The following is a 12,930-nucleotide window of genomic DNA, read 5'->3' as shown; positions in this document are numbered from 1 at the left end:
TCGCTCACGACGTTTGACGTAAGTTAGACCACCACCAAGTATTGTTTAAAATTGAAATCATTTTCTTAATTGTATGTTGCAAATGTTTCTAAATATTTTTTGAATAAACAAATTTTTTAATATAAACTTGGATATTTTGTTGGATTAGCCTCATTCATCATGGCATATACTTTCTCAAAAATGTCTTCAGCTGAAGGTTTTGAGAAGTAATCTCCATCCGTTCCATAAGCCGGTCTATGCGCTTTTGAAGCTAATGTTTGTGGTGCGCTATCTAAATGTTTATACGCATTTTGATTTTCTACAATTTCTTGTAAAATATAAGCACTTGCTCCACCAGGAACGTCTTCGTCAATTACTAATAATCGATTCGTTTTCGCAACCGATTTTACAATATCGTGATTGATATCGAAAGGTAATAGAGATTGAATATCAATAATTTCAGCGCTAATTCCAACCGATTCTAACTCATTTGCTGCTTGTTCTACTAAACGTAATGTTGATCCGTAAGAAACTAAAGTAATATCAGTTCCAGTTTTAATTGTTTCAACTACTCCGATAGGTGTTTTGAATTCACCTAAGTTGATTGGCATTTTTTCTTTCAAACGGTAACCGTTCAAACATTCTACAACTAATGCAGGCTCATCAGTTTCTAACAATGTGTTATAAAAACCAGCTGCTTTGGTCATATTTCTTGGAACTAAAACGTGAATTCCTCTAATCGCATTGATAATCATTCCCATTGGAGAACCTGAATGCCAAACGCCTTCTAAACGGTGACCACGAGTTCTGATGATTAACGGTGCTTTTTGACGCCCCGCTGTTCTGTATTGTAATGTTGCTAAATCATCACTCATGATTTGGATAGCGTACAACAAATAATCTAAATATTGAATTTCAGCAATTGGACGTAATCCTCTCATTGCCATTCCAATTCCTTGACCTAAAATCGTAGCTTCACGAATTCCCACATCGGCAACACGTAATTCTCCGTATTTTTCTTGCATGCCTTCTAAACCTTGGTTTACGTCACCAATGTTTCCTGAATCTTCACCAAAAATTAAGGTTTCTGGATATTTTGAGAAGATAGCATCAAAGTTATCTCTTAAAACCAAACGTGCATCCACATCTTCCGCAGTTGCATCGTAAGTTGGAGCAACTTCTTTCGTTTTTAAAACCGTTTTATCCGATTGCGAAAATAGGTGTGAACTGAATTTTGGTTGGATTTTTTCCGTATAGTTTTCAATCCAAGTAGCTAAAGTCGCACGCGAATTTTCTTTGATAATCATGCGCAACACTTTACGAGCTGCTACTAAAATATCTTTACGAATAGGTTCTTTTATTGAAGCAACATCGTTAGCAATTTTCTCGATGAATACTTTGTTTTCACTTTGTGAAGCGATGGTATTTAACAAACCAACCAACTCTTGTTGCTCAGCTTTAATTGGAGCTGTAAAGTTTATCCAAGCTGTTTTTTTACCTTCTAAAACGTCTTTTTTAGCTTGGCTATCAATCTCATCTAATTCTTCAGAAGTAGCGATATTGTTTTCAATTAACCAAGTTTTCATTTTAGCTACACAGTCGAATTCTGTTTCCCAAGCCAAACGTTCTGCATTTTTGTAACGTTCGTGACTTCCAGAAGTTGAGTGACCTTGCGGTTGCGTTAATTCGCTTACGTGCACTAAAACAGGAACGTGTTCTTCACGCGCAATTTGCGATGCTTTTTGATAGGTTTCTACTAAAGCTGGGTAATCCCAACCTTTAACACGTAAGATTTCGTAACCGTTATTTTCTTCATCACGTTGGAAACCTTTTAAAATTTCTGAGATGTTTTCTTTAGTTGTTTGATGACGTGCGTGAACTGAAATTCCGTATTCGTCGTCCCAAACGCTCATTACCATTGGTACTTGTAAAACACCAGCAGCATTGATGGTTTCGAAGAATAAACCTTCAGAAGTAGAAGCATTTCCGATAGTTCCCCAAGCCACTTCGTTTCCGTTTTCAGAGAAGTTGGTTTGGTTGATTCCTGAAACATTTCTGTATATTTTTGAAGCCTGAGCTAATCCTAACAAACGCGGCATTTGCCCAGCAGTAGGAGAGATGTCAGAACTCGAATTTTTTTGTTGGGTTAAGTTTTTCCAATTTCCGTTTTCGTCTAATGAATGTGTTGCAAAATGTCCGCCCATTTGACGACCGGCACTCATTGGATCAAAATTAATATCGGTATGGCCGTACAATCCAGCGAAGAATTGCTCGATATTCATAGCACCAATTGCCATCATAAACGTTTGGTCTCGGTAGTATCCTGAACGGAAATCTCCGTTTTGAAACGCTTTTGCTAAAGCTAATTGAGGTACTTCTTTACCATCGCCAAAAATTCCGAATTTGGCTTTACCTGTAAGTACTTCTTTTCTTCCAAGAAGACTACATTCTCTACTAATTCGGGCGATTTTATAATCGTTAATGACTTCTTTTTTGAAATCTTCAAAAGAAACTACTTCCGATGTTGTTGCTGTTTTCATAAGCCGTTTGTACGAAATTGATAATTCAACAAATTTAATTAAAACGACTTATAAAACAATACAAGGAGTAATATTTTTTTAATTATTATTAAATTATCAATAGTTTTGATTTGAAAAACGCAATGAATCTATTAAAAAACGATTTTTAATTATTAAATTATCAAAAAAATAGTCAAAAAGCTATTAAAACCATTTTCTTGTAAATAGAGAAACTAATATTTTTGGACTTAAGGTTACTACAAAACGGATTTTTTCGCCATAATTATTTGAATTAAGTTCAAAACCATTTGAAGAATAAACAGGTAAAAAAAGTTCAAAATAATCAGGAACAAGATTAAGGTGTAATCCAGAATCGTATACAAATTTTGGACTAGTGTATTGATTTTTAAACATTCCGGCATCGCCATATATTTGAATCCAGTTCCAAATATTGAAGGTTCCATTTATTGTTGTCATCCATTGGTTCGCAAATCTTGTATCTAATTTAGATTTGAAACCACCTTCTGCATAAACGTATTGTTGGCTGTAAATCCCAGTGGTTTCACTTCTTCCTAATAGATTGTAATCGAACATGTAATCGTTTGGTCGGTCTAGTCCAAAACTAAAAAAGTCAGTATTTACACTTCTGTACATAAAAGCTCCTGCGAAAAAACGAAGACTAATTTGTCTATTGTTTTCAAATAATTTTCGGTAATGGATTTCTGTGGAAATTTTTCCAAATGAATTAGCAATTTGTAAATCGTTTAATAGTGAAAAATGCTTCGTTCCTTCTGATTGATAATTTCCGTATTTAGCATTGAAAATATTATAGTTTTGTGTATTAGCATCCGTTACAAATGGCGATTTGTCCCTATTGACATAGACCTGTCTTAGTTGAATGAATTCATTTTTGTTTACTCTAAAATTTTCATCCCTAAATCTAAATTGAACAACTGGTGTAAAATTGGTATAAAAAGCATCTTTTGTGTAATGGAAACGACTACCAGCTACCATGTATCGGATGTTATATAACTTGCCTTTTTCGCGAATATTATCATCTACAAAAGCAGAAAATTTCCCTACGATTGATCCTGTATTACTTGAATACATTGGTGTCATGCTGAAAGAGAACGGTTTGTTCAGCATGGATTTATTATTAATTCGCATTCCTAAAGCAATACCATCATAAATATTGAATTCGGCCTCTGGAACATAAAAGATTTGATTGTAATAAGGTTCTTCTAAATCTTTAAAAAATATGAATTTTAAAGGACGATTGTTAAAGAAGAAACCTTTTAAAGATTTCCAATTGTTTCTTAAATTGTATTCTGGAACTTCGTTGTTGTAATTTAGTGTTATTTTATCGGCACCCAATCTTGGTATTACAATAGTTGAATCGGTTTTAATTTCGGTCAACCACATTTTATTAACCACTTCATTATTTTTTAATTGATATAGAGAAATGGGCACGTTGGTATTGGTTTTATTAATGATATTTACCGTTATAGAATCTTCTGTTTTGGTAACTTTTCCAAATTTATAATCGATTAAATCACGAGTTTCAATAACAGTTCTAAAAAACCAATTAATGTCTTTTGGACTATTTTTTATAAGAACGGTTTCAAACTGACGAGAATTTGTTCCAAAAAACTGATTTTCTTGAATGTATTCTTGAATGCTTTTATGAACAATATCGTTTCCTAAATAGCTATCTAAATATTTTAAACTTAAGCCAGCTCTGTATTTGCTTGCAATTTGTTCGTTGAATTTTATTAGGCGATTTTTGGGTTCGTTAAGAGGTTGATCTAAATTTTTACGAGCCATTAACATATACAAATAGTTATATTGTTGGTTGAAATCTAGATTGATAAAATGATACGGTTTTAAAATTTTTAGGTGGGCAACATTTCCAGTCATTTTTAATTCAGGAAAATACTCATCAGCATATTGCATCATTAAGAACATTTGAATTCCATCTGCAATCCAATAATCACGTCTTTGATTTAGATTAAGATTCTCTTTTAAGTAGTTGTTTAAATAGGTTTTTAAAAATTTCAACTCAAACATCAATTCATTAGAAAACGGACTCAAAAAGCTAGGCAATTGATTTAAACCATAAAACGGCTGACGCGCGTAGTCTTCCTGAGTAATTATAATTTTAGAAGTTAGAGGTAATCCTAATTTTGAAGCTGTAAAACGGCTTACTTTATCAAAGATTATCGCTTTGTCAATTTCTTTTACTCTAGCATCTTCAATTCCACAACTTACTTCAATAATTTCATTTCGGTAAGTTTGATAGGTGTTTTTAGGTTCTATTGTAATGACAACTTCATTTTTGTTTTTAGAATTTAGAAGAACCTTTTTAGTATCAATAAGTTCAATAGAATTGATTTCTTGTAGGTTACTTGATAAAGCATAGTCTTTTGGAAGTTCAAATTCAATTTCAAAATCAGAAAAAGCATTTGGAATATCATCTAGATTTTCATTACTATATTGTATGAATTTTTTATGCTCAAATCGAGCGGGATTTAAATACCAGTTTTTTAATACGATTCGTCCGTCATTATTGTAACCGTATTTGGTAAATTTTGAATCTGGAATTTTAACGATATAAACCAATGTGAAGGTTTGTTTCGAACAAGGTAAAATAGGCTGATTGAGTTCTAGTTTTATTAAATCTACTTTGCCCTTAGGTCGGTTCCAATTTATTATTTGAAAATCGTTGTCTACTATATTTTTAATTTCTGTGAAACCTCTTTCTTTTTCTGTTGCTAAATGAAAGGCTCTCACAAATTCATCGGAATATTTTTTTGCTAATGCAGAAGATTTTGATGAAAAAGCATTGTTCCAATCGTTAAGAATGATATGATTTAAGGTATCATTACTAGTGTTATTGTAAGTTAAAATTTGTTTAATCAATAGCGTTTTTTCTTCTGAATTAACTCTAACAATCATTCTAGTAGAATGTTGAGAGATAACAAGAATTGGAAATAAGAAAACAATTATTTTAATAATAAATTTCAAAATTGATTTATCAGTTTTATTGTTAGATGGCAAACAAAGCAAAAAGTTGCTTAACGACTGCAAAATATAAAAATACTCGTACAATAGCCTTAAAAAATGCATAAAATTAATAAGTATTGTTAAAAAATGAAGGTACTTTCATTTTTATATTCGTATTTTTGATAAAATTAGTTTTTATGCTCCAAAAATTACTTACCCTATTATTCCTTATGTTAGGAATGTTTAACTACTCTCAAGTTGTTATTAACGAGGTAGATGCAGATAATCCTGGAAGTGATGTTAAGGAATTTATTGAATTAAAATCATCTACACCAAATTTTCCTTTGGATGGTTATGTACTCGTTTTTTTTAATGAATCAAATTCTTCTAGCTATTACACCTATGATTTAGATGGTTTTATAACTGACATAAATGGAATTATTCATTTTGGAAATGTTATGGTAGAGCCTTCTCCAGCAGGTAATATTCCGAATAGTAAAATTCAAAACGGACCAGATGTAGTAGCACTATATCTTGGAAACGGTTCTGATTTTCCATATACAACTACTACAGGAACTTTGGCAACTCTAACAAATTTAATTGATGCGGTTGCTTATTCAAATAGTAATACTCTAGTGGCAACAAATTTAATGTCGATTTTAAATTTATCAGTAAGTTCTGCTGATATTGAAACATCAACTTCGGTTTCAAAATCAATTCAAAGAAAAAATGATGGAACTTATGAAGTAAAGCCCCCGACTCCTGGTGTTAACAATGATGGAAGTGGAATAGTTTTAAATTATGTAACGGTTTCAACTTCTCAAGTAAGTTATAATGAAGGTGATATTTTTAATATTATTTTTACGACAAGCCAACCTGTTACAAATGCTAATCTAGATATAAATTTCGCTCTTAACAATGGAAATTTTAATAGTAGTGATTATTTAGGAACTTTATCAGTTACAATTCCAATAGGTCAAAGTTCAACACAAACAAGTATCACTCTAACAGACGATAATTTTGATGAGGGAGATGAAGAAATGTTGATTAGTGTTCAGCCTTTAGCTTTAGGCTATGTTTCAAATAATAATAATATCATAGTAAGAGTTTACGATAACGATTTTATAGTTCAATCTTATGGAACTCCTTTAAACCCTACTTATGGTCTAGTAACACCAACTATTCCTGCTGGGTATTACGATTCTTTAGAAGGTCTATCTGGTAATGCATTAAAGCAAGCGCTACAAGATATAATTGCAAATCCAGCGGTTGTTCGAGCACATAGTTATGGTGATATTTGGGAAATACTCAAAAGTGCTGATATAAATCCTGAAAATAGTAATCAAGTTTGGATGTATTATGTTGAGTCACCAAAACCAAAATTAGATCAGCAAGTTGGAAGTAGTGGTGTAGGAAAATGGGTAAGAGAACATGTTTTTGCGCAAGCAAGAGGAGGTTTTTCTGGAGGAACATCCTCTACTGCAGATGGAATCAATATTTGGTTGCCAACAAATGCAAATGATATTTTATCTGCTCATTCAGATGCACATCACTTACACGCTGAAGATGGACAAGAAAATATTATTAAAAGTAATAAAGATTTTGGTTTAGGAGATTATAATGGACCATTGGGAACACAAGGAAAATGGAAAGGAGATGTAGCAAGATCATTGTTTTATATGGCTGTTAGATATAACGCATTAAGTTTAGTTAATGGTAATCCATCAGATATTTCAGGAAACCAAATATTAGGTGATTTAGCTACTTTACTAACTTGGAATACAACCGACCCAAGAGACGATTTTGAAATGAATCGTAATAATTACATATATACTTGGCAAATGAATCGTAATCCATTTATAGATTATCCTAGTTTAGCTGATTATATTTTTGGAGCTAATTTTGGTCAGCCATGGTTTTCTACTTTATCGACTCAAACTCCAATTGATAATAGAGTAGTTGTTTATCCAAATCCAGCTTCTGAATACTTAATTGTTTCTGGTTTAGAAGGAACTTCAAAAGTGGAAATTTATACCATTACAGGACAGTTACTTAAGACAGAAAATTTTGAAAACGAAATACGTGTCAAGTTAGATTTAAATGCCGGAATGTACTTGGTTAAAGTTACAAATGGCGTTCAAAGTACCACAAAAAAAATTATTGTTAAATAGACTTTTTTCTGTTTTTAAAAAATGTTAAAAAAAGTTAAAAATTTCTAAAAACATAATTTTTGGCAGTATTATTGGTTTATTAATACAAATAACTATTAAATTTAATCACTATGGAAACTAGTAAAAACAGAATAGCAACGCTTTTTGGGGTATTAATTTTAGTATTTATGTTGGTAGTGCCAACAGACGTTTTTTCGCAAGGACCACCGCCTTGGGCTCCTGCTCATGGATATAGAGCAAAAACAAGACATATTTATTTTCCTGACCAAAATATGTATTATGACATTCAAAGAGGAAATTATATTTATTTCAACAACGGAAAATGGTCGGTAAGTGTAAAAGTTCCTTCAATTTTTGTGGGTATTAATTTAGGAAAAAGTACTCAAATAGAATTAGATTTTTATGGCGATAGCCCACAACGCTATAATTACTCGCATAAAACAAAATATAAAGTAAAAAAACACCATCACGACCATAAACACAATAAAGGTAATGGTCACCCAGGGAAAGGCCATGGAAAAGGCCACGGTAAATAATAAAAAAGGTCAGATTTAAAATCTAACCTTTTTTATTATTTATATTCCTGCTATTTCTTTGAGTTCTTTAACAAATCTTTCTGCTAAAACATCAGCTTCTGATTGTGTTGGAGCTTCCGTGTAAATTCTAATAATTGGTTCGGTGTTTGATTTTCTTAAATGCACCCATTCGGTTGGGAAATCAATTTTTACTCCGTCAATAGTTGAGATATTCTCTGATTTATATTTTTCGGTTAACGCAGCTAAAACAGTATCAACATCGATTTGAGGTGTTAACTCAATTTTGTTTTTACTCATATAATATTGAGGAAAACTTGCTCTAATTTCAGCAACCGTTTTATCTTGGTTAGCCAAATACGTTAAAAATAAAGCTGCTCCAACAATACTATCTCTACCATAGTGCGATGATGGATAAATAATTCCGCCATTTCCTTCGCCACCAATGATAGCGTTGGTTTTCTTCATTAATTCTACCACATTTACTTCTCCTACAGCACTTGCTTGATATGTTCCGCCGTGTTTTTCAGTAATATCGCGTAAAGCACGAGAAGATGACATATTAGAAACCGTATTTCCAAGAGTTTTCGATAAAACATAATCGGCAACAGCTACTAAAGTATATTCTTCACCAAACATTTCACCATCATTAGAAATGAAAGCTAATCGATCCACATCTGGGTCAACTACAATTCCGAAATCCGCTTTTTCTTCTACAACTAATTTACAAATATCACCTAAGTGTTCTTTTAAAGGCTCTGGATTGTGAGGAAAATGACCGTTTGGATTGCAATATAATTTTACTACTTCAACGCCCATTTGTTCTAATAGATTTGGGATAATAATTCCACCCGATGAATTTACTCCATCAACAACTACTTTGAATTTTTTAGTCTTTACCAAATCAGCATTAACCAAAGGCAATTCTAATACTTCATCAATGTGAATATCCATGTAAGCATTGTTTTCAGTAACTTCTCCTAGCGAGTCCACATCGGCAAAATCAAAGGCTTCGGCTTCCGCAATTTCTAGAATTTTTGCTCCATCGGCACCGCTTAAAAATTCGCCTTTTGAATTTAATAATTTTAAAGCGTTCCATTGTTTTGGATTGTGAGAAGCCGTCAGGATAATTCCACCATCTGCTTTTTCCACAGGAACTGCAATTTCAACCGTTGGAGTAGTGGATAAGCCTAGATCGATAACATCAATTCCTAATCCAACTAATGTATTCACCACTAAATTATGAATCATGGGTCCCGAAATTCTCGCATCTCGACCAATTACTACTTTTAGTTTATCTTTTGCAATGTTTTGTTTTAGAAAGGTTCCGTAAGCAGAAGCAAATTTTACAGCGTCAACTGGAGTTAGGTTATCACCCACTTTTCCGCCAATGGTTCCACGAATTCCTGATATTGATTTTATTAATGTCATGATGAATTGAAATTTGAAATACAAATATATTAAGATGTAGCTCGCAAAGTCGCAAAGTCGCAAAATATTTTTTTATATATTTACGAAAATAACTTACAAAATGAATTTTTTAGCTCATATCTATTTGTCGGGTGATGATGATTTTGTCAAAATTGGCAATTTCATGGCAGATAGTATTCGAGGTTCTCAGTATTTGGATTATCCAAATTCCCTTCAAAAGGGTATTTTATTACACCGTCATATTGATAGTTTTACCGATGCGCATCCCATTTATCGCAAAAGTAAACATCGTTTGCACGAAAAATACGGACATTATTCGGGTGTGATTATGGATATTGCTTACGATCATTTCTTAGCGAAAAATTGGAGTAAATATTCCAATGAAAAATTAGAAGATTACGCTGCTGATTTTTACAAATTGATGCAAGACAATTACGAAATCCTAACCGAAAGAACAAAAGGAATGTTGCCCTATATGATTGGAAGAAATTGGCTTGTCAGTTATGCAACAATCGCAGGGTTGGAAATGATTCTTTTTCAGATGGATTATAAAACCAAGCATCGCGCACACATGCAAGAGGCGATTGTTGAAATTCAAGATTTTTATACTGAATTTGAATCGGAATTTTTTCAGTTTTTTGAAGAATTAGTACTTTCGTGCCAACAAAAATTAAAGGAACTCAATGAAATTTTGTAGTGATCTAGAAGCTGATTTTCGAAAAGCATCCAATAGCGAATTAGCAATTCCAATGGAAAATTACATGAAGAATAATTTTACCTATTTTGGAATTAAAACCGAGAAAAGACGTGCAATTTTCAAATCAAACTACGAACAAAATAAATCGGAAGTCAAATCTAACTTTAGAGCAATTGCTTGGGAATTGTTCCAAATGAAAGAACGCGAGTTTCATCAAACAGCAATAGATTTATTACTAAAAGAGTTCAAGAAGAAATATGTTTTAGAAGATATTCAATTGATTGAAAAATTAATTATTACTAATTTTTGGTGGGATTCAGTTGATACGATTGCGAAATATATTTTAGGAGGTTACTTGTTGCAATTTCCTTCTGAGACTTTAAATGTAGTTGAACGTTTTTCAAATTCTGAAAACATGTGGTTAAACCGAAGCGCTATTTTATTTCAATTGAGTTATAAAGAAAAAACCAATTTTGAAATTTTAAAATCGGAATGCGAAAAGCATAAAGATTCCAACGAATTCTTCATTCAAAAAGCAATTGGTTGGGCTTTACGTGATTATAGTAGATTTAATCCAAAAGGAGTCGAAGCTTATGTGAATTCAACCAATTTGAAACCTTTAAGTAGAAGAGAAGCCTTACGTTTACTCTAATTTTGTTTCATTTTTCAGATTAAAGATTTACCTTCGTAAAATACTTCAAGACAATGCCAAGAAAGAAATCTTTTTCCTTAAAAACGTTTACACACAAAACCTTCCGACGTTTAGAGCGATTTGTTTTTCTTTTAAAATCGTTACTAACACCACGGCAGTTTATATATTTTTCGTGCGTTTTAGTCGGAATTTCTTCAGCTTTAGCCGTAATTATTCTAAAAACGTTTGCGCATTGGGTTTATAAATCGGCTCAAAGATTAGATGATGTATTCCATCTTCCTTACAGTAATAGTACGCTGCCAATCATTGGTATTATTATTACAGTACTCATTGTTAAAAAGGTTTTGGATGGTTCTATTGAAAAAGGAACTTCTCAAATTATGTATGCTGTCGCTAAAAAGCGCGGAATCATGCCTAGAAAGCAAATGTTTGCCCAAATCATCACGAGTTCCTTTACGGTAGGTATGGGGGGAAGTGCGGGTTTAGAGTCGCCAATTACCGTTACGGGAGCTGCTTTTGGGAGTAATTATGCACAAAATTATCGTTTAAGTTACAAAGATAGAACGCTTTTATTAGCTTGTGGTGTCGCTGCCGGAATTGGAGCCGCTTTCAACGCTCCAATCGCAGGAGTATTGTTTGCCATTGAAGTGGTACTAGCTGAAATTAGTATTACAGCCTTTATTCCGATTATGATTAGCGCGGCTACTGGTGCTTTGGTTTCAACGGTAATGTTAAATGAAGACATCTTGTTTTCGTTTAAAAAAGTCCAGTTTTTCGATTATCACAATTTACCCTATTATATTTTATTAGGCGTTTTAAGTGGATTAGTTTCGATAAATTATGCGAGAACTTTCAGAAAAATAGAACATTATTTCAGCGGATTAAAATTTAATATCATCAATAAAGCGTTGTTTGGAGCTGGAATTTTGGGCGTTCTGATTTTCTTATTTCCTTCTTTATTTGGTGAAGGTTATGAAAGCATCAAGCTATTAGCCGACAGTAATCCTGAACGATTAGTCCAAAATACCGTTTTTGAACGCTTTGAAGATTCAAAATGGATTTTGTTGTTGTTTGTTGGTGCAACGATGTTGATAAAAGTTTATGCTACAAGTTTGACATTAGGTGCTGGTGGAAATGGTGGAAATTTTGCTCCTTCACTTTTCGTAGGTTCGTATTTAGGATTTTGTGTGGCTTATTTTTTCAATATAATCGGTTTCGCTAAGTTGCCAATTGGAAACTTTACTCTTGTTGGAATGGCTGGAATATTGAGCGGATTATTTCACGCACCACTAACCGCAATTTTCCTTATTGCTGAAATTACTGGAGGTTATAATTTGATGGTTCCATTGATGATAGTTTCTTCGGTAAGTTTTGCAATTTCTAAACGTTTTGAACCGTATTCGTTTGATATTAAAAATTTAGCCGATAAAGGCGAAGTTTTTACAGATAATCGTGATGCTAATATTTTGAATTCTATTGATGTAGCTAAATTAATTCAAACTGATTTCAAACCTATTTCGGTTAGTGATAATTTGGAAGAATTAGTTGAGAAAATCCAGCAATCGGATATCGATGTTTTTCCTGTTTTGGATGAAAAAAATAAGTTGTTAGGTTTGATATTACTAGATGAAATTCGACCAATAGTTTTCTCGCAATTCAAAGTAAAATACACTTCAACTGACGAAATAATGCAACCACCAAATGAAATTATTTTCTATGATGAAACTTTAGAAACCATCATGGAAAAGTTTGATTCGTCGGGTTGTAAAGTGTTACCGGTTTTAAAAGATGGCATCTTCCTTGGATTTATATACAAACAACTTATTCTTGAAAAATACAGAATGCGTTTAAAATCAATGATTATTGAGTAGTTAACTAATATAAAATAAAGTCAAGTTTTTATATCAATATATATACAATAATATTGCAAAATTAATTTTATTGA

8 protein-coding genes are annotated in these 12,930 nt (G+C 32.5%); 5 read left to right on the top strand and 3 right to left on the bottom strand.

The window, feature by feature from the left end:
* Positions 1-116: 116 nt before the first annotated feature.
* Together BP92_RS0104775 and BP92_RS0104770 are read right to left on the bottom strand one after the other, a co-directional pair.
* On the bottom strand, positions 117-2,519 hold the full coding sequence (locus tag BP92_RS0104775; protein ID WP_026725002.1) for an alpha-ketoacid dehydrogenase subunit alpha/beta: 2,403 nt from the start codon (positions 2,517-2,519) through the stop codon (positions 117-119).
* A gap of 183 nt (positions 2,520-2,702) precedes the next feature.
* On the bottom strand, positions 2,703-5,453 hold the full coding sequence (locus tag BP92_RS0104770; protein ID WP_026725001.1) for a gluzincin family metallopeptidase: 2,751 nt from the start codon (positions 5,451-5,453) through the stop codon (positions 2,703-2,705).
* Between the two features lie 245 nt (positions 5,454-5,698).
* Here BP92_RS0104770 and BP92_RS0104765 point away from each other — a divergent pair, with 245 nt between their 5' ends.
* Both BP92_RS0104765 and BP92_RS0104760 read left to right on the top strand, forming a co-directional pair.
* Complete coding sequence (locus BP92_RS0104765; RefSeq protein WP_026725000.1) at positions 5,699-7,672, top strand: endonuclease; 1,974 nt, start codon at positions 5,699-5,701, stop codon at positions 7,670-7,672.
* A 110-nt stretch (positions 7,673-7,782) separates the two neighbouring features.
* On the top strand, positions 7,783-8,208 hold the full coding sequence (locus tag BP92_RS0104760) for a hypothetical protein (RefSeq protein ID WP_026724999.1): 426 nt from the start codon (positions 7,783-7,785) through the stop codon (positions 8,206-8,208).
* 39 nt (positions 8,209-8,247) lie between these two features.
* On the opposite strand, the gene glmM is transcribed toward BP92_RS0104760, so the two are convergent.
* Entirely contained in the window at positions 8,248-9,636 is a 1,389-nt protein-coding gene (gene glmM, locus BP92_RS0104755) for a phosphoglucosamine mutase (RefSeq protein WP_026724998.1), read from the bottom strand.
* Between the two features lie 100 nt (positions 9,637-9,736).
* Here glmM and BP92_RS0104750 point away from each other — a divergent pair, with 100 nt between their 5' ends.
* The 3 genes from BP92_RS0104750 to BP92_RS0104740 are packed head-to-tail and all read left to right on the top strand — an operon-like array spanning position 9,737 to position 12,856.
* Positions 9,737-10,333, top strand: coding sequence for an acyl carrier protein phosphodiesterase (locus BP92_RS0104750; RefSeq protein WP_026724997.1), 597 nt, complete (start codon positions 9,737-9,739; stop codon positions 10,331-10,333).
* Positions 10,320-10,985, top strand: coding sequence for a DNA alkylation repair protein (locus tag BP92_RS0104745; RefSeq protein ID WP_026724996.1), 666 nt, complete (start codon positions 10,320-10,322; stop codon positions 10,983-10,985). Before BP92_RS0104750 ends, BP92_RS0104745 begins: the two co-directional genes overlap by 14 nt.
* A 53-nt stretch (positions 10,986-11,038) precedes the next feature.
* Positions 11,039-12,856, top strand: coding sequence for a chloride channel protein (locus tag BP92_RS0104740; protein ID WP_026724995.1), 1,818 nt, complete (start codon positions 11,039-11,041; stop codon positions 12,854-12,856).
* The last annotated feature ends 74 nt before the right edge of the window (positions 12,857-12,930 follow it).

The organism is Flavobacterium sasangense DSM 21067 (genome assembly GCF_000686885.1).
Classification (GTDB): domain Bacteria; phylum Bacteroidota; class Bacteroidia; order Flavobacteriales; family Flavobacteriaceae; genus Flavobacterium; species Flavobacterium sasangense.
This window is presented reverse-complemented; position numbering and strand designations above follow the sequence as displayed.